23 protein-coding genes and 1 pseudogene are annotated in these 25,453 nt (G+C 70.6%); 17 read left to right on the top strand and 7 right to left on the bottom strand.

What is annotated here, in order from left to right; translation table 11 throughout:
• Nucleotides 1-61: 61 nt before the first annotated feature.
• Nucleotides 62-595, top strand: coding sequence for a hypothetical protein (locus PV419_RS38325; RefSeq protein ID WP_319696938.1), 534 nt, complete (start codon nucleotides 62-64; stop codon nucleotides 593-595).
• A gap of 190 nt (nucleotides 596-785) precedes the next feature.
• On the opposite strand, the gene PV419_RS38320 is transcribed toward PV419_RS38325, so the two are convergent.
• Both PV419_RS38320 and PV419_RS38315 read right to left on the bottom strand, forming a co-directional pair.
• Nucleotides 786-2,129 (bottom strand): BBE domain-containing protein, encoded by a 1,344-nt coding sequence (locus PV419_RS38320; protein WP_319696937.1) that lies wholly within the window; start codon nucleotides 2,127-2,129, stop codon nucleotides 786-788.
• A 95-nt stretch (nucleotides 2,130-2,224) separates the two neighbouring features.
• The gene (locus tag PV419_RS38315; protein ID WP_319696935.1) at nucleotides 2,225-2,428 is read right to left on the bottom strand and encodes a hypothetical protein; all 204 of its coding nucleotides are present in this window, start codon (nucleotides 2,426-2,428) and stop codon (nucleotides 2,225-2,227) included.
• Nucleotides 2,429-2,861: 433 nt separating this feature from the next.
• Here PV419_RS38315 and PV419_RS38310 point away from each other — a divergent pair, with 433 nt between their 5' ends.
• The 11 genes from PV419_RS38310 to PV419_RS38260 all read left to right on the top strand — a co-directional run bounded on the left by PV419_RS38310 (nucleotide 2,862) and on the right by PV419_RS38260 (nucleotide 15,498).
• Nucleotides 2,862-4,496: a fatty acyl-AMP ligase gene (locus PV419_RS38310; protein ID WP_319696934.1), complete on the top strand. Its 1,635-nt coding sequence runs from the start codon at nucleotides 2,862-2,864 to the stop codon at nucleotides 4,494-4,496.
• 214 nt (nucleotides 4,497-4,710) lie between these two features.
• Nucleotides 4,711-4,977 carry an acyl carrier protein gene (locus PV419_RS38305; RefSeq protein WP_319696932.1) on the top strand — a complete coding sequence of 89 codons (267 nt, stop codon included), beginning with the start codon at nucleotides 4,711-4,713 and terminating at the stop codon, nucleotides 4,975-4,977.
• A gap of 3 nt (nucleotides 4,978-4,980) precedes the next feature.
• On the top strand, nucleotides 4,981-5,823 hold the full coding sequence (locus PV419_RS38300; RefSeq protein WP_319696930.1) for an acyl-ACP desaturase: 843 nt from the start codon (nucleotides 4,981-4,983) through the stop codon (nucleotides 5,821-5,823).
• Complete coding sequence (locus PV419_RS38295) at nucleotides 5,823-6,116, top strand: acyl carrier protein (protein WP_319696928.1); 294 nt, start codon at nucleotides 5,823-5,825, stop codon at nucleotides 6,114-6,116. Before PV419_RS38300 ends, PV419_RS38295 begins: the two co-directional genes overlap by 1 nt.
• The gene (locus PV419_RS38290) at nucleotides 6,109-7,353 is read left to right on the top strand and encodes an aminotransferase class I/II-fold pyridoxal phosphate-dependent enzyme (RefSeq protein WP_319696927.1); all 1,245 of its coding nucleotides are present in this window, start codon (nucleotides 6,109-6,111) and stop codon (nucleotides 7,351-7,353) included. Before PV419_RS38295 ends, PV419_RS38290 begins: the two co-directional genes overlap by 8 nt.
• Entirely contained in the window at nucleotides 7,350-9,086 is a 1,737-nt protein-coding gene (locus tag PV419_RS38285; RefSeq protein WP_319696925.1) for an AMP-binding protein, read from the top strand. The genes PV419_RS38290 and PV419_RS38285 overlap by 4 nt, the downstream gene beginning before the upstream one ends.
• Entirely contained in the window at nucleotides 9,083-10,150 is a 1,068-nt protein-coding gene (locus PV419_RS38280; protein ID WP_319696923.1) for a methyltransferase, read from the top strand. The genes PV419_RS38285 and PV419_RS38280 overlap by 4 nt, the downstream gene beginning before the upstream one ends.
• 6 nt (nucleotides 10,151-10,156) lie before the next feature.
• Nucleotides 10,157-11,335 (top strand): acyl-CoA dehydrogenase family protein, encoded by a 1,179-nt coding sequence (locus PV419_RS38275; protein WP_319696921.1) that lies wholly within the window; start codon nucleotides 10,157-10,159, stop codon nucleotides 11,333-11,335.
• Between the two features lie 46 nt (nucleotides 11,336-11,381).
• Complete coding sequence (locus PV419_RS38270; protein ID WP_319696919.1) at nucleotides 11,382-13,751, top strand: MMPL family transporter; 2,370 nt, start codon at nucleotides 11,382-11,384, stop codon at nucleotides 13,749-13,751.
• Nucleotides 13,684-15,030: a hypothetical protein gene (locus tag PV419_RS38265; RefSeq protein ID WP_319696918.1), complete on the top strand. Its 1,347-nt coding sequence runs from the start codon at nucleotides 13,684-13,686 to the stop codon at nucleotides 15,028-15,030. Before PV419_RS38270 ends, PV419_RS38265 begins: the two co-directional genes overlap by 68 nt.
• Before the next feature lie 18 nt (nucleotides 15,031-15,048).
• The gene (locus tag PV419_RS38260; protein ID WP_319696916.1) at nucleotides 15,049-15,498 is read left to right on the top strand and encodes an SRPBCC family protein; all 450 of its coding nucleotides are present in this window, start codon (nucleotides 15,049-15,051) and stop codon (nucleotides 15,496-15,498) included.
• Between the two features lie 137 nt (nucleotides 15,499-15,635).
• On the opposite strand, the gene PV419_RS38255 is transcribed toward PV419_RS38260, so the two are convergent.
• The 3 genes from PV419_RS38255 to PV419_RS38245 all read right to left on the bottom strand — a co-directional run bounded on the left by PV419_RS38255 (nucleotide 15,636) and on the right by PV419_RS38245 (nucleotide 18,303).
• Nucleotides 15,636-16,340: a response regulator transcription factor gene (locus PV419_RS38255; RefSeq protein ID WP_319696914.1), complete on the bottom strand. Its 705-nt coding sequence runs from the start codon at nucleotides 16,338-16,340 to the stop codon at nucleotides 15,636-15,638.
• 295 nt (nucleotides 16,341-16,635) lie between these two features.
• Nucleotides 16,636-17,310 carry a hypothetical protein gene (locus tag PV419_RS38250; protein WP_319696913.1) on the bottom strand — a complete coding sequence of 225 codons (675 nt, stop codon included), beginning with the start codon at nucleotides 17,308-17,310 and terminating at the stop codon, nucleotides 16,636-16,638.
• 198 nt (nucleotides 17,311-17,508) lie between these two features.
• Nucleotides 17,509-18,303 carry an SDR family oxidoreductase gene (locus tag PV419_RS38245; RefSeq protein WP_319696911.1) on the bottom strand — a complete coding sequence of 265 codons (795 nt, stop codon included), beginning with the start codon at nucleotides 18,301-18,303 and terminating at the stop codon, nucleotides 17,509-17,511.
• Nucleotides 18,304-18,476: 173 nt separating this feature from the next.
• Here PV419_RS38245 and PV419_RS38240 point away from each other — a divergent pair, with 173 nt between their 5' ends.
• From PV419_RS38240 to PV419_RS38230, 3 genes and pseudogenes are all read left to right on the top strand, one after another.
• Nucleotides 18,477-20,099, top strand: coding sequence for an alkaline phosphatase D family protein (locus PV419_RS38240; protein WP_319696909.1), 1,623 nt, complete (start codon nucleotides 18,477-18,479; stop codon nucleotides 20,097-20,099).
• A gap of 41 nt (nucleotides 20,100-20,140) precedes the next feature.
• Nucleotides 20,141-20,401: pseudogene (locus PV419_RS38235) on the top strand (XRE family transcriptional regulator); the annotation flags it as partial.
• Nucleotides 20,402-20,403: 2 nt separating this feature from the next.
• Nucleotides 20,404-20,874 carry an NUDIX domain-containing protein gene (locus PV419_RS38230; RefSeq protein ID WP_319696908.1) on the top strand — a complete coding sequence of 157 codons (471 nt, stop codon included), beginning with the start codon at nucleotides 20,404-20,406 and terminating at the stop codon, nucleotides 20,872-20,874.
• Between the two features lie 177 nt (nucleotides 20,875-21,051).
• Here PV419_RS38230 and PV419_RS38225 read toward each other — a convergent pair whose 3' ends face one another.
• Together PV419_RS38225 and PV419_RS38220 are read right to left on the bottom strand one after the other, a co-directional pair.
• Nucleotides 21,052-21,792 carry an aminoglycoside phosphotransferase family protein gene (locus PV419_RS38225; RefSeq protein WP_319696907.1) on the bottom strand — a complete coding sequence of 247 codons (741 nt, stop codon included), beginning with the start codon at nucleotides 21,790-21,792 and terminating at the stop codon, nucleotides 21,052-21,054.
• Nucleotides 21,793-21,912: 120 nt separating this feature from the next.
• The gene (locus PV419_RS38220) at nucleotides 21,913-22,911 is read right to left on the bottom strand and encodes a Gfo/Idh/MocA family oxidoreductase (RefSeq protein ID WP_319697000.1); all 999 of its coding nucleotides are present in this window, start codon (nucleotides 22,909-22,911) and stop codon (nucleotides 21,913-21,915) included.
• A gap of 97 nt (nucleotides 22,912-23,008) precedes the next feature.
• Between PV419_RS38220 and PV419_RS38215 the strand changes: the two genes are divergently transcribed.
• Together PV419_RS38215 and PV419_RS38210 are read left to right on the top strand one after the other, a co-directional pair.
• Nucleotides 23,009-24,325, top strand: coding sequence for a multidrug effflux MFS transporter (locus PV419_RS38215; protein ID WP_319696906.1), 1,317 nt, complete (start codon nucleotides 23,009-23,011; stop codon nucleotides 24,323-24,325).
• Complete coding sequence (locus PV419_RS38210) at nucleotides 24,292-25,443, top strand: serine hydrolase domain-containing protein (protein ID WP_415925471.1); 1,152 nt, start codon at nucleotides 24,292-24,294, stop codon at nucleotides 25,441-25,443. Before PV419_RS38215 ends, PV419_RS38210 begins: the two co-directional genes overlap by 34 nt.
• Nucleotides 25,444-25,453: the final 10 nt, after the last annotated feature.

The following is a 25,453-nucleotide window of genomic DNA, read 5'->3' as shown; positions in this document are numbered from 1 at the left end:
GCTCGTCAAAGCCGTGAATCGGCTGTTCGTCCCACGGGGGTAATGCATGCATCGCCGTTCCATGCGCTTCGTCGCCGTCGCCGCGGTCGGGCTGTTGGCCCTGACCGGTTGCGGGAAGAAGGACAAGGGCAGCAGCGGGCTCGGGGGCGGTGGCTTCGTCTCCGGCGGCGGCAGCGGCGGTGTGTCGTCCGGTGCCAGCGGGGTCCCGACCGATCTGCCCACGGATCTGCCCTCGGGCGTCCCCTCGTCCGCGCCGTCGTACGGGACCCCGTCGGACTCCCCCTCCACGCCGTCCACCTACGACCCGGAAGGGCTCGACGAGGTCGACGGCAGCAACTGCAACTTCACCCTGTCGGCCGGCCAGCTCACGTACGACGTCACCATCACCAACGCCGACACGACGCGGGGCTACCGCTACAGCATCGCGGTGAGCTGGAACGATCCATCAGGCGGCCTCATCGGGTACCGCCACAAGTACTTCACGGTGCTCGCGAACTCCACCAGGACCGTCACCATGGCGGACACCACCAGCTATACCAAGCGGACGTCCATCACCTGTCAGATCACCGCGGCGGACAAAACCCCGGCGTCCTGAGTCCCGTCGCGCCGAGTTCCTGCCGTCTCCCGGCCGCCGAGGCGGCCAAGCGTGCTCAGGGCTGACCACACCCCCGGCCGCTTCATGGTCAAGGTCACCCTCTGCGCGACGAAGGAGGCAGAGCGGTTCATGCTCAGGTGGTGTTCCATCGCATGCATCACCTGTCGAAGAGGTGGCGCAGCTAGGTGAGTCAGGGGCGGACCGACAGTGCGTGGCGGAAGGTGTCGCGCGGGTCCCAGCGGGTCTTGGCCGCGCGCAGCCGGGGGTGGTTGGCCTTGTAGTAGAGGGTCTGCCAGGGCGTGTCCGAGGTGTTCCAGCGCGGATCGGCGAGGTCGGTGTCCGGGTAGTTGATGAAGGCGCCGTCGGCGGCCCGGCCGGGTACGGGGACGCCGTCCGTGTCGGTGAACAGGTCTCGGTAGCAGGCGCGGATCCAGGCCAGGTATTCGGGCGCCCGCTCGGGCTCGGCCCAGGACGCGAGGCAGGAGAGCTTCAGTACGGAATCGCGGTGCGGCATGGCCGTAGCGGCGGGGGACAGGGTGTTGACGGCGCCCCCGCAGGTGTTGAGGACGACGCTCCCGGCGACCACATCGGTGTCCGCGCGGGTGAGGTGGCGGTGTACGACGGCGATCTGGGGGTCCGTGAGGCGGCGGCGCAGAAAGGCCGACTTGATCTTGATGTGCCAGTCGCCCACCGCCTCTCCCGAGCCGTGGAGCGCGGCGGTGAGCCAGGGCAGCCGGCGGACCTTCAGGTTGCCGGGCCGGGTGGTGCCCGCGCTCACCGCGCCGAGGAAGCCGTCCAGGAGCCGGCGGTCCGCGCCGGGCTCCGCCGTGACCTGGCCGAGGAGCAGATAAGCGCCCGCCGCGCGGCGGGTCAGGGCGAACTCGGCGTAGAGCGCGGCGTTCTCGTCACCGGCGGCGCCGTGCCGCTCGGCCCACTGCCCGTGGTTGCGCACCATGCGGGTGAAGCGTTCCTTCTCCATCCCCTCCCAGCTCCAGTCCGCGGTGAAGGTGAGCGCGGTCCTGGTGGGGGCGGGCAGCATGCGGGCCGGGTCGGTGTCCTTCGTGGCCTCGGGGGAACGGAACCAGAAGCGGGTCACGACGCCGAAGTTGCCGCCCCCGCCGCCCGTGTGGGCCCACCACAGCTCGTGCTGGGGATCGTCCTCCTCCCGGGTGGCCACGACGGCGCGCACCTCGCCCGTGCGGTCCACGACGACGACCTCCACCGCGTAGAGGTAGTCGCTGACGAGCCCGAACAGCCGGCTCAGCGGCCCGTATCCGCCGCCGGGCACATGCCCGCCCGCGCCCACCTCGGCGTGGTAACCGGCCGGTAAGGTCACGCCCCAGCCGAGGTACAGCTTCCGGTACACCTCGCCGAGGGCGGCCCCCGCCTCGACGACGAACGCCCGGCGGCGTTCGTCGAAGGAGACCTCCCCCATGGGCGACATGTCGATGACGGCCTTGACCTCGGGGTTGTCGACGAAGTCCTCGAAGCAGTGCCCACCGCTGCGGACGGCGAGCCGCGCCCCGGACCGCACCGCCTCCCGTACGGCCCGTACGACGTGATCCGTCGAGCCGACCAGGTAGACGCGGTCGGGCCTGCCCCGGAAGCGGTTGCCGGCGCCCCTCGCGCTCAGATGGGCGTAGCGGGGTCGGCGGGGGATACGCGCAGCGGGCCTTCGGGCAGCCAGCCCGACGCTCCCGCGCCGGAGCCGGTGGCGGCGCCGCCCTCCGGGGAGGCCGCCCGCGCCGCCGACGGGGTCAGCGCCACCCCCGCGCCCGCCGCTGACACGGCCCGCAGGACGGTGCGCCGCGCGTGCTTGTCGTCCGAACCCATGGCCGGCTCCTCGCTGTTCGGCGGAGGTGGTGCGCGCGCCGCGCGGCGGCGCACCTTCGACGGTAGGGAGATCCGGCGGCCCTGAGAGGAGTGCTACCCAGCGCATCCGGGGTATATCAGGCACCACCACGCCAAGGGGGTTTCCACCTCCGGGCTGCCGCCCGGAGTCCCCCTGCGGCACAGTCGCCCGCCTCCACCCCCTGAGGTTGATCCGGTGTGCCGCGGAAGGTTGACGCCCGGACTTCCGCCCGGGTTGCAGCATGACTACATCGGGTGCCGGATTCCCCGCGGTGCGAGCCTCGGTAGTTTCTTGCCGTGTCGTACGGCGCCGGGGACCGAAATCGCGGCCCGGCAAAACGATGCCCCCTTGCCATGGAGTGTACGTGCACGCGGAGGTTTCCAGTACGTGAGCTTTTCTCGTGTCATCGCTCGGTTGTCATCAACCTCCCGGGGGTTCACCTTCATCTCCGGGGATTTCACCGACTTTCTCAGCTTCGCGGAGCTGAAGGCCGCCGGTGAGGACTTCGGTAGAAGGCTCGCCTCCGCGGGTTTTCAACGAGGTGACCGTGGCATTCTGATGCTCTCCGGTCAGCGTGAGTTCATCGTCGCCTTTATCGGTATGGTGCGGGCCGGCGTCATCCCCGTACCGGTGTTCCCGCCGGCCATGCTGACCCGGATCGAGGCCTACCGGGAACGCCTGCTCTCGATCCATTCGTCATGCGAGCCGCGGCACATCATCGCCGACGAGACGCTCTTCGACATCTGCGTCGAGGCGGTGGGGGCGAAGCCCGTCAGCTACGCGGAACTCGCCGCCGGGGAGCCCACCGGAGAGCTCGTGGAGGCGGAGGGCGGGGAGCCGCTCTTCCTGCAGTACACCTCCGGCTCCACCGCCAGCCCCAAGGGCGTCGTCGTCACCCACGACAACCTCTTGGAGAACGCGCGGGCCATGGACGAGGCGCTGGGGACGTCCGGCGAGCGCGACCGGTTCGTCAGCTGGCTTCCGCTGTACCACGACATGGGGCTCATCGGCTGCATGCTCGGGCCGCTGGTGTACGAGGTCCCCGTCTGGTTCATCCCGCCCTACGAATTCGCGCGCCGCCCCACCACCTGGCTCGACTGGATGTCCCGGGTCAAGAGCACCTTCAGCTACGCGCCCAACTTCGCCTATGAGCTGGTCACCCGCCGGGCGACCGACAAGCAGATGGCCGACTGGGACCTGTCCGCGTGGCGGGTGGCGGGGGTCGGCGCGGAGCCGGTCCGGCCGCGGACCATGCGGGAGTTCGGCGAACGCTTCGCCTCGGCCGGGTTCGACGCGAAGGCGATCACCCCCTCCTACGGGATGGCGGAAGCCACCCTGGGCGTGGCCTTCACCACGATCGGCGAGGGGCTTCGCACCCTGTCGGTGGACGCCGCCGCCTTGAGCGAGCAGGGCGTGGTCCGCCCGGTGGACGCCGGGCCCGGGGCCGAGGAGACGGGGACCCGCGAGATCGTCTCGTGCGGACCGCTGCTGAGCGGCTGGGACATCCGTATCCGCGCCGCCTCGGGCGAGCTCGCCGAAGAGTCGGCCGGAGAGTTCACCGAGGGGCAGATCGAGATCCGCGGGGGCAGCGTCGCGCGTGGCTACTGGGGAGCGCCCGAGCTGACCGAGGAGGCCTTCCAGGACGGCTGGCTGCGCACCGGAGACCTCGGCTTTCTGCGCGAGGGCGAGCTGTATGTCACCGGCCGGACGAAGGACCTGGTCATCCACCACGGCCGCAAGTACCACCCGACGGACATCGAATGGGCCGCCCTGGGGCTCCCGGGGATCCGCCCGGACCATGTGATCGCGTTCTCCACCCCGGACGAGCGCCTGGTGGTGGTGGCCGAGCACAAGCCGGCGAGCTCGCCCCCGGACCTCGCGAAGCAGATCGCCACCCGGGTCCGCGGCTCGGTCGGGGTGACGCCCGACGACGTGGTGCTGGTGAAGCCCGGCACGCTGCCCAAGACCAGCAGCGGCAAACTGCGGCGCGCAGCGTGCCGTGACGCGTATGCAAACAACGCCCTGGCGGGCCATGGAGGAGCTCATTGAACCCTCCCCCTCGCGAACGAGAGGGATTCCTGGCTCACGCTGCTCGGTTGCTCGGCGAGCGATCGAGTCTTGTGCGATCAACACCAGCCGGGTTGGAACCAGCCCGGTTTCCCCAAAGATTGGAGGTTGCTGTGCTGGCTTGGCTCTCGCTCAGCACGTCGAAGCTGCTACCAGCCGTGCCTGAAGGCAGGCGCCTCTCTCGGGAGGTTCGGTGATGGCCGATCTGACGGAAGAAGAAGCGCTCAGCATCGTCGCCAAGGCCGCGGCAGAGGTGGACGCCCGGCTGGCCGCGCGGACGTTCACGCTGGCGGACGACATCGGGGAGATCGGCCTCGACTCGGTGGCCACCCTCGAGCTGATCGTCTCCATCGAGGACCAGACCGGGCTCAGCTTCGACGACGACGTGCTGTTCGGGGTCAGCACCGTCGGCGATGTCGTCGAACTGATCCGGACCGGAACGCCCGCGGTCCGGGAGGGCTGAGCCGTGGACCTCCTCTCAGAGGAATCTCTGTACCGGCAGTACATGGAGTTCTTCGAACTCGCCGAGCGCCGCCGCCGCTGGAGCGTCTTCGACGACATCCCGTGGGACAAATGGCAGGAGCAGAGCCGGGACGAGAGCCTGGCCCAGTGCGCGGAGACCTTCCTCGGCGTCGAGATGTATCTCCCGGACTATGTGGCCGAGGGGCTCAACCTCGTACGGGAATCGTTCGGGCAGGCCTGGTTCCAGGTCAACTGGGGCTATGAGGAATCCAAGCACGCGCTCGCCCTGAAGGAATTCCTGCTGCGCAGCGGACAGCGCACCGAGGAGCAGATCCGGGAATTCGAGAGCAAGGTTCTGAGCCGGCGGTGGAAGATGCCGTTCGCCACGCCGCGCAGAATGTTCGTGTACGGCGCCATCCAGGAGAAGACGACCTGGATGAGCTATCGGCAACAGCTGAACCGGGCCCGTGACCTCGGCGACCCCGTGATGGCCGAGATCTGCCGCTACATCGCGCGGGACGAGGCCGCGCACGCGGATTTCTACCGGCGCACTCTCCAGGCCTGCCTTCAGGAGGACTACGAGGGCACGCTCAAGGACATCGCGCACGTGGTCAAGGAATTCAAGATGCCGGCCTACGACCTGCTGCCGGACTACGACAAGCGGCTGGCCGTCATGCAGGTCATCGGGATCGACCGCGAGGTGTTCTTCCGCGACGTCCTGATGCCGACCCTCAAGAAGGTCGGCGTCAGCCGTCGCGATCTGGTCAGGGCCCGGGGACAACTGCGCCGGGAAGACCAAGGCCGCCAAGAACACGGGGAACGCCAGGAGCAGGGAGAGGACGAGTGATGGCAGAGCAGTCGACCCGGGTGACGAATGACGAGGTCATGAAGGTGATCGAGGACCACTTGGTGGTCCGCGGGGTGTCCGCCGAGCGCATCGTGCGCGGCGCGACCTGGAAGGCCGACCTCGGCATCGACTCGCTCGACATCCTCACCCTCACCCAGGAGCTCGAGGACACCTTCCACGTGAAGATCGGCGAAGAGGACGCGATCGACCTCCGCACCGTGGGGGACGCCATCGACTACATCGTGCGCGTGTCCGGCGCCAAGACCGACAGCGAGGGGGCCCACGATGCCTGAGTACACAGCGAGTTGGCTCAAGGACCTGCAGGCGTCGGAGTTCGTGACGGCGTACCACCGCGGCGTCGCCAACGGAAACCTGCCGTTCTTCCGGAACGCGGAATCCCTGCTCGACCCGGTTGTCACCATGGAGGGCACACCGCGGCTGATGCTGGGCTCGCCCAACTACCTGGGCCTGGCCAGCCACCCCCGTGTGCTGGCCGGCGCCAAGGCCGCGGTGGACCGCTACGGCACCTCGCTCACCGGCTCCCGGATCCTCAACGGCACCACGGCCCTGCACCGGGAGCTGGAGGAGGAGCTGGCGGACTGGCTGGGGGTCGAGTCCACCCTGCTGTTCACCACCGGCTTCCAGACCAACATCGGCACCATCAGCGCCCTGGTGGGCGTGGGCGACACCGTGGTGTCCGACTCCTTCGCACACGCCTCGATGCTCGACGGGGCCGGGCTCTCCCGGGCCAAGCTGCGCGGCTTCCGGCACAACCGGATGGACCTGTTCGCCGACAGCGTCCGCCGGGCCAAGTCCGACGGCGGCCGGATCCTGGTCATCCTCGACGGGCTGTACTCGATGGAGGGGGACCTGCCGCCGCTGGACGAGATGCTGGACATCTGCCGCGAGAACGACGCGGCCGTGATGCTGGACGAGGCGCACTCCCTCGGTGTGCTCGGCGAGCACGGCACCGGCGCGGCCGAGGTCTTCGGCGTCCAGGACCAGATCGACATCCGGATGGGCGCCCTGTCCAAGGCGCTGGCCGGCGTCGGCGGGTTCATCGCCGGCAGCCGTGAGCTGATCGACTACCTGCAGATCACCGCGCGCGCCTTCGTGTTCACCACGGTCGGCGTCCCGGCGGCCCTGGGCGGCTCGCTGGAAGCCGTACGTATCCGCCGCTCGGCCGAAGGCGCCCAGCTCGCCGAGCAGCTGCGCCTCAACTCCCGCTTTCTGCGCACCGAACTCAAGGGCCTGGGCCTGCCGATGGGGCCCGACTCGGACCTTCCCGAGCGGACGACCCCCATCATCCCGGTCATCCTCGGCGACGACGACCTGGCCATGGAGTGGTGGCGGCAGCTGTACGACCGCGGGGTGTTCACCGGTGTGGCGCTGTACCCCGGTGTCCCGCCGACGGGGGCCATGCTGCGGATCTGCCCGATGGCCACCCACACCCGCGCGCAGCTGGAACAGGCCCTCGAGGTGTTCGCCGAGGTGCAGAAGGTGATGAAGCGGAAGGTGGGCACCCCGTGACCGGTGCGCCCGGCGCCGCTCCCTCACCGCTGCTTTCCTGGCTGGTCGCCCCGCGCACCGACCGCGGTATGCGCTTCGCGCGGGGCTCGGGCGGCTGGGACCGCTACAGCTACGCCGACCTGGCGCACCTGGTCTCCCTGGCCAGTGCGGCCTTCCGGGCCCGGGCGTTGCCGGACCGCCCGGGCGTGGTGCTGGCCACGCCCAACAGCGTCGGCTTCGTCACCGGTTACTTCGGTGCCGTGAACGCGGGTCTGGTCCCCACCGCCATCGCGCCGCCCGCCCGCTTCGGCGGCCGCGAGGACTACGTACGCCATGTCGCCCGCGTCCTGCGGCTGACCCGGGCCTCGGCGGTGGTCGGCGACCCAGTGCACCTGTCGATACTCCAAGACGCCGCCGACGCCGCCGAGGCGGCGGGCGAGGACGGCGGCGGCCCGGTCGCCGTGCTGTCCAGCGACTTCTCCACCGGGACCGAGACCGACCGGCTCAGCGCGGTCCCCACCGCCGAGCTGGCCACCCTCCAGTTCACCTCCGGCTCGACCAGTAGCCCCCGCGGGGTCCGCATCACCTGGGCGAACATGGAGGCCAACGCCCGCGGCAACGGCCGCCTGATCGACTACGACGGCGCGCAGCAGACCGTGAGCTGGGTGCCGATGTACCACGACCTGGGGCTCGTCGGCTGTCTGATGACCATCGTGGCCCAGCAGGGGGACCTCTCCCTGATGCGCCCGGAGCAGTTCATCTACGACCCCCGGCGCTGGATCGACTGCATCGCCCGCGAAGGCATGGCGTACACCGCGGCGCCGTCGTTCGGATTCGCGTACGCGGCCCGTCGGCTCAAGCCCAAGGACCTGGAGGGCGCCGACTTCTCCACCCTGCGCTCGGCCACTCTTGGGGCGGAGCGGCACGATCCGCGCGGGCTGTGGGAGTTCACCGAGCTGTGCGAGCCGTACGGCTTCGACCCCGCTGTGTTCACGCCCTGCTACGGCATGGCCGAGATGACGCTCGGCATCACCGGACACCCTCCGGGCACCGTGCCGCAGGCCGTCCACCTCGACTGGGAGTCGCTCGCCCCGGAGCAGCCGGTCAAGCTCCTCGCCCGCGGCACGCTGCGGGACGCGGGCGCCGCCGACAGCCCGGCCCAGTGGCTGGTCAGCTCGGGGACCACGATCGAGGGCGTCTCGGTGACCCCGGTCGACCCCGAGGGCCGGCCGCTGCCCGACGGCTACCTCGGCGAGCTCCTCCTCTCCGGCGACAGCGTGGCCGCCGGGTACGAGCCGCCGGACGCCGAGAGCTCGTCCCGCTTCGTGGACGGCAGCGTGTACTCCGGCGACGCCGGGTTCCTGCTGGACGGCCAGACGTACGTCATCGGGCGGCTGGGCGACGCCCTGAGCGTCAGGGGCCGCAACATCTACGCCGAGGACCTGGACGCCCGGCTCGGGGACACCCCCGGCGTGGACCGATACCGCTGCGCCACCCTGGTCGACGCCCGCCGGATCGTGGTGCTCGCCGAACTGGAGCCGGGGGAGTGGGCCGAGCGGCTGGCCGAGGCGCTGTCCCTCTACATCGGCGGTGTCGTCGATGTCACCGTCTTCAGCTGCCGGCGCGGCACCATCCAGCGCACGTCCAGCGGCAAGCCCCGGCGCCGTCTGATGCTGACCCAGTACCTGGAACAGAAACTGCCCGGCGAAGTGGTCGCCCACCGCCCGCAGCGCCCCGAGGAAGGACGAGTATGACCGAGCACGCCGAATCCTCCGACGACCAGCAGCTGAAACCGGTCGACGTCATAGCGCACTCCGTGCTGCCGGTCGCCGGCCTCATGCAGCTCATCCTGGGCCACTGGGGCACCCAGGTCGTCGGCACGCTCGCCACCCTGGGGATCCCCGACTCGCTCGCCGACGGCCCGCGCAGCGCCGAGGACCTCGCCAAGCAGCACGAGACGGACCCGCGGGCGCTGTACCGGGTGCTGCGGGCGGCGGCCACGCTGCGGGTGCTGGACCACGCTGAGGACGAGACGTTCTCGCTGACCGAGGCCGGACACTTCCTGCGCACCGACTACCCGTTCTCGATGCGCTACAACGCCATGCTGCACAGCTCGCGCTGGCACTGGGACCCGTGGTCGCTGACCCCGGAGGCGGTCCGCAAGGGCGGCGAGGCCTTCTCCGACCACCACGGCCTGCCCTACTACGCGTACATCGACAAGCACCCCGAGGAGGGCGACCTCTTCGACCACGCGATGACGGCCATGGCCTCCCAGGCCCAGCTGCTGGCCGTGCCGCTGCACGACTTCGGCAAGCACAAGGTGGTCGTGGACGTCGGCGGCGGCGCGGGCGTGGTGCTGTCCAACCTGCTGGAGACCCACGCCGATCTGCGCGGTGTGCTGTTCGACCGCGAGCGGGTGGTGGGCAACGCCAAGGAGCTGCTGAGCGAGACCGGGTTGGCCGAGCGCGTCGACTTCGTGCCCGGGGACATGTTCGACTCGGTGCCCAAGGGCGGCGACTGCTATCTGCTGTCGATGGTCGTCAACGACTACAACGACGACAAGGCCCGCAAGCTGCTGGAGAACTGCCGGGCCGCCATGGACGAGGACGCCACTCTGGTCCTGTTCGACATGGTGATCCCGGGCAACGGCACCCCCTCCTTCGCCACCCTCGGCGACATCGAGTGCCTGGTCGTCAGCGGCGGTGAGCTGCGTACCGAGCCGGAGCTGAAGACCCTGCTCGCGTCCGCCGGATTCCGCCTCGAAGCCGTCCACCGCGGCTTCTCCCCTGTCTGTGCCGTCGTAGCGAAGCCGGAGTAGTTCACCATGACCGACACCCACACGTCCGCAGCGGGCCGCCTCGGGGCGCGGGAGCGCGCGGTGCTGGAGCGGCTGCTCCCCGGGCTCGACGAGAAGCTGGCGAAGCATTCGCTGGCGGAGCTGGAGAAGCGGGGCGGACCGGCCATCCCGGCGTTCCGGGAGGCCGGCGGGGCGGGGCTGCTGGTGCCCGCCGAGCACGACGGGCTGGGCGCCGAGCCGCTGGAGGCGGTCCGCGTCCAGCGGGCCCTGGCCATGCGCTCGCCCTCGCTGGCGGTCGCCGCGATGATGCACCAGCTCTCGCTGGCCACCTTCACGGAGTATCTGACTGAGCACTGCGCCCCCGACGCCTTCGAGTGGATCCTGCTGAAGTCCATCGCGGGGGAGAAGCAGCTGGTCGCCTCGGCCTCCGCCGAGGCCAAGCGCGGCGGCAGCATGCTGGAGCCGACCATGCGCGCCCGCCGGGACGGCAAGAACTTCATCATCAGCGGCAGCAAGAAGCCGTGCAGCCTGTCGGCGTCGATGGACTGGTTCACCGCCAGCGTGCTGGTGGAGGGCGATGAGAAGTACGACGGCCATCTGGCCATGGCCCTGATCCCGGCCGCCACCGAGGGCCTGGTCCGGCGCCCGTTCTGGGAGAGCGAGGTGCTGGCCGGCGCGGAGAGCGACGAGGTCATCCTGGAGGACCTGGTCCTGGACGAGTCGCTGATGGTCTTCACCGACCAGCGCCCCGGCACCCGGATGGACACCCTCCAGATCCGCGGCTGGACCTGGTTCGAGCTGCTGGCCGCGGCCTCGTACGTGGGCGTGGCGAGCACGCTCGTGGAGAAGGCGATGGCCTCCCCGCGAGTCTCCCGCGCCGAACTGGGCGCCCTGCTGGTGAAGCTGGAGAGCGCCATGGGCGCCGTGGAGAACGTGGCGCGGGACATGGCCGAGTCCATCGAGGACCCGGGCGGCCAGCTGGCCCGCTCGCTGCTGGCCCGCTTCCAGGTCCAGGAGTCGGTGATGGAGGTGTCCACGGCCGCGAGCGAGCTGGCGGGCGGCATCTCCTTCATCCGCGACACCGAGGTCGGCTATCTCCTGCAGGCCACGCGAGCCCTGGCGTTCCACCCGCCGGCGCGGGCCAAGGCGCTGCCCGCCCTGGCCGGTTACTTCCTGGGCGAGGACCTGGACACCACGGTCTACTGACCGCAGTCCGCCGACCGCAGATGGGGAGAAGCCGGGGAGAGGCCACGTGACGGAGCGGTTCGTAGCGTTCATCGGCCGGGTGCGATGGCCGTTGCTGGGGGTGTGGGGCGCGCTGCTGGTGATCAGCGGGCTGCTCGCGCTGTCGCTGCCGGACAAGCTGAGCGGCGGCGGCTGGTATGTCCCCGGCTCGCAGTCCACCTGGGTGGCGCAGCAGCAGAAGGACGGGTTCACCGGCCGCGGCCGGACGAGCGTCACCCTGGTCGTCCACGACCAGCGGAACGCCACCGGCACGCCCGCTTTCGAGCGTCGGGTTCGCCAGGTCATGGCCGACATCGAGGGCGACAAACGGCTCAAAGCCGCCTCGCACTACGGGTGGTCCACCTTCCAGGGCGCGCCGAAGAACGCGTTCGTCGGCCGGGACGGCCACACCGCGATCGAGATGTTCGGCCTCGACGTGGACGACGGCACCGCCCGGCGGATCCTCCCCGACATCCAGCGGGAGTTCGACAAGCGGTACGAGGCGCGGGGCCTGACCGTCGGCATGGTGGGCACGGCCCCGTTCTTCGGCGAGATCAACGTGTTGAGCGAAGAGGGCCTGGTCAAGGCGGAGATCATCGTACTGCCGCTGATCACCCTGATTCTGCTGCTGCTGTTCCGCAGCGTGGTCTCCGCGGTGGTCGCCATGATCACCGCGGGCACGGCCGCGGTGGTCACCTTCGCGATCCTGTCCGTGCTCGCGGACTCCTACGACCTGTCGGTGTTCGTCCAGAACACCGCCACCATGCTGGGTCTCGGCGTCGGTATCGACTACTCGATGTTCATGATCCGCCGCTTCCGGGACGAGCTGGAGGGCGGCGAGCCCGTGCCGCGCGCCCTGCGGATCGCGCTGGCCACCTCCGGGGAGACCGTGGTCGCCTCGGGCGTGACCGTCATCGTGTCCATGGCCACACTGGCCTTCGTCGACCTCCCGGTGATCCAGTCGATCGCCCTCGGCGCCGCGCTGGTCGTCGCGGTGTCGGTGCTCACCAGCGTCCTGCTGTTGCCGGTGCTGCTGTACGTGGTCGGCGCCCGGATCGGGCGGTGGGACCTGTTCGCCAAGCTGCGCCCGGCGAACGCCGCCGCGGACCCGCGCGAGCGCGGCTGGTACCGCTTCGCCCACGCGGTGCTGCGCCGGCCGGTGCTCGCCCTGCTGGGCGGCAGCGCGCTGCTGGCGGTGGGCGCCGTCCCGGCGCTGGCCCTGGACACCTTCACCCCGGACGCCAAGATCACCCCCACCTCCTCGACCGTGCGTCAGTCCTACGACCGGGTGGAGGAGCAGTTCGGGAAGGGCGACGCCTCCCCGATGGTGGTGCTGATCCGCTCCGACACCCCGCTGCGCGGCGCGGGCGGGCGGATCGCCGCGCTGCGGGACGAGCTGCGGGACCTGAAGCACGTCCGGCGGGTGGACTCCGCGCTGGACGCCCTGGAGCAGGCGGCTCCCGGGCGCCCGTTCGACGCGCTCGAGCCCGGCGTACGCGACCGGCTGCCGGCCCCCGTCCGCGCCTCGGTGGGGTACTTCGTCTCCAAGGACCGCACCGAGTTCATCGCGCAGGTGATCCCCGAGGAGCACGCCTCCTCGCCCGAGACGCGCCGGCTGCTCGTGGACGTGCGGCGGGCGGCGGCACGGGCCGACGGGAAGGGCTTGCGCATCGAGGTCGGCGGCCAGACCGCCGAGGGCGTGGACGCCAACAAGGTGATCGCCGACGGACTGCCCACGGTCGTCGGGGTGATGCTGCTCGCGATCTTCGTCATCCTGATGCTGTCGTTCCGCTCGGTGCTGCTGCCGCTGAAGGCCATCGCGGTCAATGTGCTGTCGGTGTCCGTGGCGTTCGGCATGCTGGCCCTCGCCTTCAAGGAGGGCAGCCCGGTGGCGGAAGCGCTCGGCTTCGACGCGTCCGGCCGGGTCACCAACTTCGTACCGGTGCTCCTGCTCGCCCTGCTGTTCAGCCTGAGCACGGACTACGAGGTGTTCGTACTGGGTCGGGTGCGCGAGTACTACAAGGCGGGATACGGCAATACCGAGAGCGTGGCGCTCGGCATCTCCGCCACGGGCCCGCTGATCACCGGGGCGGCGGTGCTGATGGTGGCGGTGTTCGGCGGTTTCACCCTCTCCGGGATCCAGCCCATCGGCGAGCTGGGCTTCGGCATGGCGGTGGCGATCGCCGTGGACGCCACGCTGGTGCGGATGTTCGTCGTTCCGGCCGCCATGAAGCTCATGGGCTCGGCGAACTGGTGGTTTCCCGGCCACCGTGGCGCATTGTCCGTAGCCGATAACTCGAGAACCTCAAGAAACGGGAGCACGCAACAGCATGACAGCGAGCGACACTTGGCAGAGCTTTCCGCTGATCGAGGGCCTGAAGTCCCGCCGGGCCCGTAGATTCGGCATGGGGATGACGGTCCCCGGCGGGCCGCTGGAGTACCGCAGCAAGCACGAGCCGGTGCCGCTGACGGAGGAGGAGCAGGCGATCCTCACCTTCGCCGCCTGCGGCATCACCGGCCCCGCGCTGAACGACTGGAACTGGGAGAAGGGCAAGGGCGGAAATGTGATGGCCGGCGTGGTCGGCCGCACCGTCTCCAGTTCGGACGCGCTCCAGAGCGGGGCGATGGTGGTCATGGACGACGAGGCCACCTATCTGATCCGCCGGCCCGGCGATCTGTCCACGGCGGAGCTCAACGAGGTCAAGGAGCTGGTCGCCAAGGACGACTTCGTCGGGGCGTACCGGGCCACCCGGATCAAGATCGGGACCGAGCGCCGCCATCCGCCGGTGGCGTCCCCGTACAACCTGACCGGCAACGAGTGGTCGCTGCACACCCCCGGGTCCACCTACTTCCTGCCGATCGAGGACCTGACCTACCTCTACATCAACATCCTGCTGGAGTTCTTCAACGAGGAGATGGCGGCCTTCTGCCTGGACGAGCGGCGGTTCTTCCTGCCGGCCGGCCTCGGCAAGTTCGGCAAGTCCAAGGGCGGCCACCTGGACGACGATCCCCGGAAGCTGAAGTCCATGCCGATGGAGTACGCCGAGCGGCTCCTGGTGGAGACGGCATGCATCGAGATGGGCATGATGCTGCAGAACCTGGGCCTGGTCAGCCAGGCGCTGGGGCTGGGCGGCTTCCCGCACTACACCGGCCACGACGGCGGGTGGTTCGAGGCGCTGGACTTCCGGATGGCCGAAATGCCGATCAGCCAGTACTTCCGGGTGCCCACGCTGGCCAAGGCGGTCCTCAAACTCCGCCGCCAGGACGCGAACTTCGCCTATCCGCTGGGCCTGGAGCGGGACGGCGAGGTGCTGCTCAAGCCCTACTGCCCGCCGTACTTCGAGTCGATGGAGGCGGCGGTGTACGCCGTCGTCGAGCGCAAGTTCGGCGAGAACGGCATCTACCGCGGCGGCATCGGCCGGGGCGGCTGGCGGGAGCCGGAGAAGGTGGCGGCGGGGATCAGCGGGATCAGTCAGAAGGCGATCGACGCCACGGTGGCGTTCTGCGAGTACACCTACAAGAAGTCCGGCCGGTTCCCCTCGTATCTGCCCGCGTACCACACGCAGATGGGCTTTCAGTCCGTCCATCTGGACGTCGACTTCTACGATGAGTTCTACGACCCGGCCGTGGTGCCCGAGGTGCACCGGTCCCATATGCGGGACTGGCACGGCCGCTGACCGGAAGGCGGACGAGCAATGGACGAGGTCTCGATCTCCATCGCCGCCCCACCCGAGCGGGTGTGGCGACTGGTCTCCGATGTCACCGGCATGGGCCGGTTCAGCCCCGAGTGCAAGGGCGGGAGCTGGGTGGCCCCGGCGACGGCGCCCGCCGTCGGGGCCCGGTTCCGCGGCCGCAACAGGCACGGGCTCATGTCATGGACCACCGACTGCACGGTCGTCGAGTGCGAGGAAGGCAAGGTGTTCGCGTTCGAGGTCGCCCAGTCGAAGGTGCGCTGGGGCTACCGCATCGAGCCCGACGGCGACGGCGTCGTGCTGACCGAGTGGCGGGAGCATTTCGGGCGCCCCAACGTGCTGATCCGGGCCTTTGACGCCAGCGGCCTCGTGGGGTTCCGGCGGGAGCGGCTGATGGTCGAGGGGATGCGTACGACCCTGACCCGGATCAAGGAGGTGGCGGAGCGGGAGTGAGCCTTACGTCCGCGCGGGAAGGCGCCGCGCTGCCCCGGCGGCCCCAAACGCCGTCGTCGTCACCGGTCGCCGGTCGGTCCGCCGGGGCAGGCCCGTCGTCAGGAGTGAGAAGTGAGAAGGGATGGGGCGCGGAACTCTCAGGCGACCCGCTCGGCCTGCGAGGGAACGACCAGGCCGCACTCGTAGCCCAGCGCCACGGCCTGGGCCCGGCTGGTGATGCCCAGCTTGGTCATCGCCCGGTTCAGATGGGTCTTCACGGTCGCCTCACTGATCTTCAGCTCCCGCGCGATGGCGGAGTTGCTGAGGCCCTTGGCGACATGCCGCAGCACCTCGGTCTCCCGCATGGTCAGCATGGCCAGGGTGGACCCCGCGGTCTCGGTGGCCGTCGCGCGGTAGGTGTACGCGTCGATCAGCCGCTCCATCACGCTGGGCGAGAAGGCCATGTCGCCGGTGGCGACCGCGCTGATGGAGGCGATCATCTTCTGCGGTGAGGTGTCCTTGAGCAGGATCCCGGCGGCGCCCACGCGCAGTGCGGACTGGATTTCCTCGTCGTTGACCTCCGAGGCGGTGATGATGACGCGGGGCGGCCGGGCGGGCATGGCCTCCAGGATGCGCTGGGTGGTGGTGATCCCGCCGAGATGTGGCAGGGAGATGTCCATGAGCATGACGTCCGGGCTGTGCGCGGCGGCCTGGGCGCGGGCGCCGTCGCTGTCGGCGGCCTCGCCGACGGCGCGCAGCCCGGGAACCGAGCTCAGCAGGGTTAACAGCCCCAGTCTCGCAAGGGCGTGTCCATCGGCGATCAGGACCTTGATCTGCATGGCGTCCTCCCCCGTTACGATCACCTTTGAGCTCCTTTCATCCACACCGGCTCCGAAAGGTGCCCAAACGACACCCAAAGGCGTCCAGCTGGGCAGAGATCGGCACCCCTAAGGGCGCCCGGGTGGGGCTAGTTGTCACTTCTGCGCTGTTCAGGGCGGTTCCGGTGGTGCTGGAGTTACCACTGGTAGGCGATCGTCGCGCATGGGGGGGCGCGGTCTCAAGCGCATGGGAACTTCATGCCACCTTCTGTTCCATGGGCTTGCGGATGGCGCCGCGATGCGGTCCCATGACCGAGGTGATGGGCTGCTCCGGGACGGGTCAGCCGTCCAGTGCGGCGAGGGCCGTCTTCGCGGCGGTGATCGCGCCCTGGCGTATCTCGTCGGCGCCCGCCGCCTCGTGCGTCTCGAAGTCGCCGCCGTTGTAGGTCACGGTGACCACCGCGTTGGCCTCGCGCGCGACCACGACCGCCTCTCGTATGCGCTGCTGGTCGTCGGTCGTGACGTTCATGCTGACCGACACCTGGTCACCGATGCCGGGCACGGTGGTGCTCGGGCCGCTGCCCTGCGCCGACCGGGCGCGCGCGGCCGCGGAGTCCGACACATCGTAGGTGACATCCAGCCAGCGGTAGTCGAATCCGCTCAGCGCATGCCAGGAGCAGCCCGAGCGGTGGGTCGCGTCGCTCGTCTTGAGCCGGGTGCCGGCCGTCGCGGCGGCCGGCACCAGGTCCTTGACGGTGCTCGCCGGGAAGGTGTCGCAGGGCTTGGCCGGGGGCTCGGGGTAGCGCGGCGCGGCGGTGCCGGTGCCCCGCCCGTCCGAGGTCGGTGCGGACGTGGGACCGGAGGGGGCGGTCGCGGTCGCGGACGGGTGCGGCGAGGTGGCGGAGGGCTTGGGGTGCGCGTTTGAGTCGGCGGTGGTCGTCATGGCCACGCCCGCGGCGGCGAGTACGGCGACCGGCAGCAGGCGGGCGACCAGCGTGAGCGGCAGAGAACGCATGGCGGTCTCTCTTCGGTCGTGAGCGGCATGGTAGGCGGCGCGGGTAGGAGGACGACCATGCCATACGAACGTGTCTGCGAACAGCCCGGGGCGGCCCGTGGGCCGCGGTCGGCTGGCCCTATGGGGTGAAAACAGCACGTGATCGAATTATCTGATCAAGTGACTGGTTAAGTACGCGTAGTGACGATCCTTCGCCCGTCAGCCCCGCCCGATGAACGGCATCGCCGTCGCCATCACGGTCGCGAACTGTACGTTGGCCTCCAGTGGCAGCGACGCCATGTGCCGCACCGTACGCGCCACGTCGGCGACGTCCATCACCGGCTCGACCGCCGTCTCCCCGTTCGCCTGCGGGACACCGGCGCTCATCCTCTCGGTCATCTCGGTGGCCGCGTTGCCGATGTCGATCTGCCCGCAGGCGATGTTGTACGGGCGCCCGTCCAGCGACAGCGACTTGGTCAGCCCGGTCAGGGCGTGTTTGGTCGCCGTGTAGGCGATGCTCCGCGGCCGCGGGGCGTGCGCCGAGACCGAGCCGTTGTTGATGATCCGGCCGCCGCGCGGGTCCTGGACGCGCATCAGGCGGAACGCGGCCTGCGCGCACAGGAACGCGCCCGTCAGATTGGTGTCGACCACCGCCTGCCAGTCCTCGTGGCTCAGCTCGTCCAGCGGCACATTCCGCGGCCCGAAGCTACCGGCGTTGTTGAACAGCAGATCCAGTCGGCCGAAGCGGTCCCGCACCGCCGCGAAAAGCGCGTCGACCTGCTCGGGGCGGGTCACATCGGCGGGTACGGCGACCACCGCCCCGTCCCGGCCCGCCAGCCGCTCCGTCTCCGCGAGGGCCTCCCGGCGGCGTCCGGCCAGGGCCACCGACCAGCCCGCGTCGGCGAGCTCGAGGGCCACCGCCCGGCCGATCCCGGAACCCGCGCCGGTCACCACCGCGACCTTCGACACGACCGACACTCCCGACACGCCCGCGGCGCCTCCGCTCTCGCTCATGGGGACGCAGCGTACGCGACGTCATATGGCCGCACCGCGACCGCATATCGCGCCAAACGTCCTGTCCCGACGTGGAACTCACCCGTCCGACATCTGGATGACGTGTACAGGCTAGCGCGGGGCCGCTCTCTGCCCGTCCAATTCCTCTGACGTCACGAGCCAGGGGAGAGCACATGACACACCACCCGCATCAGCAGGCCCTCCGAGCCGCGGCAGCGCGCCTCGGCCGCCGCCGCTTCCTCACCGTCACCGGTGCCGCCGCGGCCATCGCCTTCACCACCAACCTGCCCAGCGCCCACGCCACCGAGCTGACCTCGCACTCCCTCACCGAAAACCCCTTCACGCTCGGCGTGGCCTCCGGCGATCCGCTGCCGGACGCCGTCGTGCTGTGGACCAGACTCGCCCCGCGCCCGTACGAGCCGGGCAACGGACTGCCCGACGAGGGCTTCGTACGCGTCGGCTGGGAGATCGCCCACGACGAGCGCTTCAGACGCGTGGTCCGCAAGGGCACGGCCACCGCACACGCCGAGTTCAACTACACCGTGCACATCGACGCCAAGGGCCTCGACGCTGACCGCGGCTACTGGTACCGCTTCCGCGCCGGCCGCTTCACCAGCCCCACCGGCCGCACCCGCACCGCCCCCGCCACCGGCGCCCACGTCCGCGAAGGCCGCTTCGGCCTGGTCTCCTGCCAGGCGTACCACGACGGCTACTTCACCGCCTACGGCCACCTCGCCAACGAGGACCTGGACGCCGTCTTCCACGTCGGCGACTACCAGTACGAGTACGCCGTGAGCCCGGTCGGCGGCGCGCGCAACTACACCGACCGCACCCTGCCCTCCCTCTTCAACACCGAGACCCTCACCCTCGACGAGTACCGGCTGCGCTACGCCCTCTACAAGACCGACGAGGACCTGCAGGCCGCACACGCCGCCTTCCCCTGGTACGTCACCTGGGACGACCACGAGACCGAGAACAACTACGCGGGCGACGTCGACGAGAACGGGAACCCGCCGGAGGAGTTCCTGATCCGCCGGGCCGCCGCCTACCGCGCGTACTGGGAGAACATGCCGCTCCGCATGCCCCAGCGGCCCGCCGGCCCCGACATGCGGCTCTACCGCCGCTTCCACTACGGCAGGCTCGCCCAGTTCGACATCCTCGACACCCGCCAGTACCGCTCCAACCAGGCGTACGGGGACGGCTGGCAGTACCCGGGGCCCGAGTCCGAGGACCCCTCGCGCACCCTCACCGGCACCGCCCAGGAACGCTGGCTGCTCGACGGCTTCCAGCGCTCCAGGGCCACCTGGAACGTCCTCCCGCAGCAGGTCACCTTCTCGCAGCGGAAGAACACCACCGCCGCCCGCTCCAAGCTCAGCATGGACTCCTGGGACGGCTACCCCGCCTCCCGCGCGCGCATCCTCGCGGGCGTCGAAGCGGCCGGGCTCGAGAACTTCGTCGTCCTCACCGGCGACGTCCACGTCCACTACGCCTTCGACATCAAGAAGGACTTCGACGACCCCACGTCCCGCACCCTGGGCGTGGAGTTCGTCGGCACCTCCATCACCAGCGGCAAGGACGGCGCCGAAAAGCCCGCCAACTGGGCCACGTACATGGCGGCCAACCCGCACATGAAGTTCTACGACGGCCGCCGCGGCTATGTGACGTTCACCCTGGACGGCGAAGCGGCCCGGGCCGACTACAAGACGGTCCCCGCGGTCACCACGCCGGGCGCACCGCTCACCACGGCGGCGTCGTTCATCAGCGAGGCCGGCAACCCCGGCCTCCAGGACGTCTGACGGCCGCCTGACCCGGGCGGCGAAGCCGGACCACCCCACGGGAGCGAGCGGCCGAAGGCTGCGCCGTGCGTATCGCGGTCGGCGACGCAGACAGCGAGGTCCGGACCCACGGCACCACTCTCTACAACTCGCTCTACCGCGCGGACGATCAAGTCATGGTGAACGCCCATGTCTGGGGCGTGAACGCGTACGGCGCACCCGTCTGGCACCTCCGCCGACACGCCGAAGGCGGCATGTTCGACACCTACGCCCGAAGCTTCGACGTCGTATGGGTGACAACGACGCCGGTACAAGAAAGGTGACGATGACGCGGACCGAGTACTACGACGATCCGAACGCGCCCGAGCCGAACAGCTTGGTCGTCGCCGCCTCCGCTGTCATCACCGACGAGACCGGTCGCATCCTGCTCCAGCGCCGCCGGGACAACGATCTTTGGGCGCTCCCCGGCGGCGGCATGGAGATGACGGACTCCCTCCCGGGAACGGCGGTCCGCGAGGTCAAGGAGGAGACCGGACTTGACGTGGAGATCACCGGACTCGTCGGCACGTACACCGACCCGCGTCACGTCATCGCCTACACGGACGGCGAGGTCCGCCGACAGTTCAACGTCTGCTTCACCGCCCGCATCGTCGGCGGCCGACTCGCGATCTCCGACGAGTCCACAGAACTACGCTTCGTCCCACCAGAGGAACTTGCGGAGCTGCCCATGCACCACACACAGCGGCTCCGACTCCGCCACTTCCTGGAGCACCACGACCGACCGTACCTCGGCTGACCCCGTGAACACCGGGGCAGGTCCCTCACCGCAGGCCAGCGCGCCGTCCAAGGCTCCGGCCGGGAGATTGAGGGGCCGGTACGCACTCAGGGCCGGGCGAGCACCATGCGCGGTCCAGAGCCCTCCAGCGGCGACCCCGGCGGCGGGCTGGTGCCCAGAGTCTGATCCGTCGCGGTGTCAGCGCAACGCTGTGCTGAACACCCTGCGGTGGGTGGTTGTGAAGGCGTGCTCGCGGCGGGACCAGGCGATTCGCTCAGCGATCTGATCCTCGGTGGCGATCCGGGGTGCCGGGGCGAGGAGGTGCGCGTGCCACCAGTCGGCATTCCGGGCCTGGCGGTCGAGGATCGCGTCGAGGAGGCGGGCGCGGCCGTGATCGGAGAGTCCGTAGGCGTCGGCCAGGACCCGCACCCGGGCAGCCTGCGCGTCAACGGGTGGCGCCTCGGCCTTGGAAGCGATGCACCAGGTCCAGGCCATGTATCCGAGGTCTTCGAGCGGGTCTCCCGGGGCGGCGGTGTCAAAGTCGATGAGGGCGACCGGGCGGCCGTCACGGAAGACGGTGTTGTTGGGCCCGGGGTCGTGGTGACAGACGACCGGGTGCGGCCCGGCGAGTGCGCTGCCGCGGGTGGCGTCATGCAGCGCCCGTAGCAGAGCGCCGGCTGCGGCGACTTGTGAGTCGGTCCAACACTGGAATCTGGGCGGAACCCAGCCGGGAAGGTAGGTGAAAGTGTCGCGTCCCGCAGGGTCACGGCCGAGATAGCGCGGTGAGCCGGTGAAGCCCTGTGTCGTCAGGTGTCGCAGCAGATCGGCCACATACGACGACGCGGCGCTGGCGGGGCGCCGGACGGTGCCGCCGATCCGGACAACGCCCTGGGTGATTCGACCGCCGGGTAGCGGCACTTCAGCCTCCACGGGTGCCATCCTGCCCACCTTACGAAATCACGATGGGCTGCGCCTCGGCCTCGTCCTGGGCTGAGACCGGCCGGCACAGGCGTTGAGGACCGCGGCGGTGTCCACCGCCGTGGTCCTCACCCGCGGGCCTCATCCCTCGTCGGCGGCGTACCGCACACCGATCCGCTCGCGCACCGCGTCCAGCGTGCGCATCACCGCGAGGCTGCCGTCCAGCGGCACCAGCGGGGACTCCGTCTCGCCCGCCCTCAGGCAGCGCATCACCTCCGCCGCCTCGTGCTGCAAGCCGTGCAGACCGGCCGCCGGGCCCTCGGCCGTGAACACCTCCGGGTCCCGCCCCGGCCGGTGCAGGACGAACTGCTCCGGGTGGAAGAAGCCGCGCGGGAACTCGATCCGGCCCGCCGACCCGGTCACCGACGCGGTCTGCGGCGTATCCGCGTTGAGCGAGCAGCTCAGCAGCGCCACCGCGCCGCTGTCCCAGCCCAGCAGGACCCCGGTGGTCTCGTCCACGCCCTCCGGCGTCAGCCGCGCCGTGGCCTGGATGTCATCGGGCTCGCCCAGCAGCAGCTGCGCGAAGGACACGGGATACACCCCGAGGTCGAGCAGCGCGCCGCCGCCCTGGGCCGGGTCGCGCAGCCGGTGCCCGGCGTCGAACGGCCCGGCCAGGCCGAAGTCCGCGTGCACCACCCGCACCCCGCCGATCGCGCCGTCGCGGACCAGCTCGACCATCCGCCGGACGACGGGGTTGCAGTACGTCCACATCGCCTCCATCAGGAAGCGGCCACGGGCCCGGGCGAGCCCGACCAGCTCGACCGCCTCCCGCGCATTGAGCGTGAACGCCTTCTCGCACAGCACCGCCCGCCCCGCCTCCAGGCACAGCCCGGCCGCCTCGCGGTGCGACGAGTGCGGGGTGGCGACGTACACCACGTCCACCTCCTCGTCGGCGGCGAGCTCGGCCCAACTGCCGTGAGCGCGCGGTATCCCGAACCGCTCGGCGAAGCGCTTCGCGGACTCCGGGCTGCGGGAGCCGACCGCCACCACCCGCGCGTCCGCCATCTCCAGCAGATCCGCCGTGAAGGACGCGGCGATCCCGCCCGTCGCCAGGATCCCCCACCGCACGGTCTCGCCCATCTCCACACTCACTCCGCTCTCCCACCGGACACACCGGTCATGACCACAACGAATTGCTGAGAGCATAGAGAAGACTCAACGACTCACGGAGAGCTGAATGCCGCCGTCCGGCCATCCGACCGCGCCCGACCACAGACCCATATCCCTACCCGAGTCCGCCCCCTCCGCTCCCTCCGCCACCTCCCCGATCCCCGCGCCGCAGCACCGCGCCCGCCGCGCCGGCCTGCTGGTCACCCTCGTCCTCGGCGGGCTCAACGCCCTCCCGGCGCTGTCCATGGACATGTACCTCCCGGCCCTGCCCGAGGTCACCGGCGCGCTGCACAGCCCCGCCGCCACCGTCCAGCTCACCCTCACCGCCTGCCTGGCGGGCATGGCGCTCGGCCAGTTGGTCGTGGGTCCCATGAGCGACAAGTGGGGACGCCGCCGTCCCCTGCTCATCGGCATGGTGGTCTACATCGTCGCCACCGCCATCTGTGCCGTCGCGCCCACCGTCGAGCTGCTGATCGCCTTCCGGCTGCTGCAGGGGCTGGCCGGGGCCGCGGGCATCGTGATCTCCCGTGCCGTCGTCCGCGACCTGTACGACGGCGCCGAGATGGCCCGCTTCTTCTCCACCCTCATGCTGATCTCCGGCGTCGCGCCCATCGCCGCGCCCCTCATCGGTGGTCAGATCCTCCGCCTCACCGACTGGCGCGGCGTCTTCGTCGTGCTGGCCGTCGTCGGCGTGCTGCTCACCCTCGTCGTCTGGCGCTGGCTGCACGAGACGCTGCCGCCCGAGCGGCGCCATGGCGGCGGCCTCGGCCAGGCGCTGCACACCATGCGCGGCCTGCTCGCCGACCGCGTCTTCACCGGCTATATGCTCGCGGGCAGCTTCGCCTTCGCCGCGCTCTTCGCCTATGTCTCCGGGTCCTCCTTCGTCATCCAGGAGATCTACGGCGCCTCCCCGCAGACCTTCAGCCTGCTCTTCGGGATCAACTCGATCGGCCTGGTCGCCGTCGGACAGCTCAACGGAAAGGTGCTGGCCGGGCGCGTCAACCTGGACGCGGCCCTGTTCGTCGGCCTCGCCGCGATCACCCTGTCGGCCACCGCGCTGTGCCTGATGGCCACCGGGGTCTTCGGCGACGTCGGCCTCGTACCGATGGCCGCCGGGCTGTTCGTGCTGATGTCCGCGATGGGCCTGGCCATGCCCAACACCAACACCCAGGCGCTGATGCGCACCAAGCGCGCCGCGGGCTCCGCGTCCGCGCTGCTGGGCACCTCCTCCTTCCTCGTCGGCGCGATCGCCTCGCCGCTGGTGGGCATCGCGGGAGAGCACACGGCCGTGCCGATGACCGTGGTCCAGCTGGTGTGTGCGCTCGCGGCCATGGCCGCCTTCGTGGGACTCTGCCGTCCGTGGCAGCAGCGCAAGACGGTCTGAACCAGCTGATACGAGAGGTAGGGGCGCTCCCCGAGGGGGAGCGCCCCTGGTGCGCCGGGGTGGTCGTGGCCGCCGGGCGGGGGCAGGACGTCCTCGTCGAGCAGGCCTTCGGCTGGGCGGTGCGGTACGCGGCGTACGACGAGGCCACGGACCGCGGCGTGGAGCTGCCGCGTGAGCGGTGGGTGCCGATGCGCGCCGGGCGGGGCGCGGGGCCGGGCCGGGACCGGGGGCAGGACACCGTCTTCGACCTCGCCTCGCTGACCAAGCTGTTCACGGCGATCATCGCGGTGCGGTGCGTCGAGCGCGGCGAGATCGACCTGGACGGCCGGGTCGCCGCGTACGCCCCCGAGTTCACGGCCGCCGCCGAACACGGGATCACCGTGCGGCAGCTGCTCACCCACACCTCCGGGCTGCTGCCCGAACTCCCGCTGTACGACTACGACGCGTACGAACAGCGGCTGGCGAGGCTGCACGCCGAACCGCCGACCACCGCCCCCGGCACCACCCGCCGCTACTCCGACCTCAACTTCCTGCTGCTGCAGCGAGTCGTCGAGCGGGTGACCGGCCGCTCCCTGGCTCATCTCGTACGCGACGGCATCACCCGCCCCCTCGGCATGACCGCCACCCGCTACTGCCCGCCCCGCGCCTGGCTGCCCCGCATCGCCGCCACCGAGGACCAGCGGCGCCCCTGGGCGAAGCTCGACCGCGGCATGCTGCGCGGCGTCGTCCACGACGAGAACGCCTACGCGCTGGGCGGCGTCGCGGGCCACGCCGGGCTCTTCTCCACCGCCGCGGACCTGACCCTGCTGTGCCGCGCCCTGCTGGGCCAGGGCCCGCCCGTGCTGCGCCCGGAGTCCGTAGAGCTGCTGCTGGCCGCGCCCGGGCTGGGGTTCGAGGTCGATCAGCCCTGGTTCATGGGCGAGCTGGCGGGCCGGGGCGCGGCGGGCCACACCGGCTTCACGGGCACCAGCCTGGTGCTCGACCGGGCCACGTCCTCGTTTCTGGTGCTGCTGGCCAACACCGTGCACCCGCGCCGCCGCCCGGCCGACAGCGCCCCGCGCGCGGCGGCGGGGACGGCGCTGGCGCGGGCGCTGCGACCCGGAACGCCGGGCCCCTGAGCGGGGCCCG

It is taken from the genome of Streptomyces sp. ME19-01-6, from assembly GCF_033793745.1.
Taxonomy (GTDB): Bacteria; Actinomycetota; Actinomycetes; order Streptomycetales; family Streptomycetaceae; genus Streptomyces.
The sequence above is the reverse complement of the archived record's forward strand: the minus strand, read 5'-3'. Positions and strand labels throughout refer to the sequence as shown.

Excerpts from the sequence above, each read along its gene's own strand:
- PV419_RS38325 (WP_319696938.1), top strand. The coding sequence starts at position 62 with ATGCGCTTCGTCGCCGTCGCCGCGGTCGGGCTGTTGGCCCTGACCGGT.
- PV419_RS38315 (WP_319696935.1), bottom strand. The coding sequence starts at position 2,428 with ATGGGTTCGGACGACAAGCACGCGCGGCGCACCGTCCTGCGGGCCGTG.
- PV419_RS38305 (WP_319696932.1), top strand. The coding sequence starts at position 4,711 with ATGGCCGATCTGACGGAAGAAGAAGCGCTCAGCATCGTCGCCAAGGCC.
- PV419_RS38295 (WP_319696928.1), top strand. The coding sequence starts at position 5,823 with ATGGCAGAGCAGTCGACCCGGGTGACGAATGACGAGGTCATGAAGGTG.
- PV419_RS38290 (WP_319696927.1), top strand. The coding sequence starts at position 6,109 with ATGCCTGAGTACACAGCGAGTTGGCTCAAGGACCTGCAGGCGTCGGAG.
- PV419_RS38280 (WP_319696923.1), top strand. The coding sequence starts at position 9,083 with ATGACCGAGCACGCCGAATCCTCCGACGACCAGCAGCTGAAACCGGTC.
- PV419_RS38275 (WP_319696921.1), top strand. The coding sequence starts at position 10,157 with ATGACCGACACCCACACGTCCGCAGCGGGCCGCCTCGGGGCGCGGGAG.
- PV419_RS38265 (WP_319696918.1), top strand. The coding sequence starts at position 13,684 with ATGACAGCGAGCGACACTTGGCAGAGCTTTCCGCTGATCGAGGGCCTG.
- PV419_RS38260 (WP_319696916.1), top strand. The coding sequence starts at position 15,049 with ATGGACGAGGTCTCGATCTCCATCGCCGCCCCACCCGAGCGGGTGTGG.
- PV419_RS38250 (WP_319696913.1), bottom strand. The coding sequence starts at position 17,310 with ATGCGTTCTCTGCCGCTCACGCTGGTCGCCCGCCTGCTGCCGGTCGCC.
- PV419_RS38245 (WP_319696911.1), bottom strand. The coding sequence starts at position 18,303 with ATGAGCGAGAGCGGAGGCGCCGCGGGCGTGTCGGGAGTGTCGGTCGTG.
- PV419_RS38240 (WP_319696909.1), top strand. The coding sequence starts at position 18,477 with ATGACACACCACCCGCATCAGCAGGCCCTCCGAGCCGCGGCAGCGCGC.
- PV419_RS38230 (WP_319696908.1), top strand. The coding sequence starts at position 20,404 with ATGACGCGGACCGAGTACTACGACGATCCGAACGCGCCCGAGCCGAAC.
- PV419_RS38225 (WP_319696907.1), bottom strand. The coding sequence starts at position 21,792 with ATGGCACCCGTGGAGGCTGAAGTGCCGCTACCCGGCGGTCGAATCACC.
- PV419_RS38220 (WP_319697000.1), bottom strand. The coding sequence starts at position 22,911 with ATGGGCGAGACCGTGCGGTGGGGGATCCTGGCGACGGGCGGGATCGCC.
- PV419_RS38215 (WP_319696906.1), top strand. The coding sequence starts at position 23,009 with ATGCCGCCGTCCGGCCATCCGACCGCGCCCGACCACAGACCCATATCC.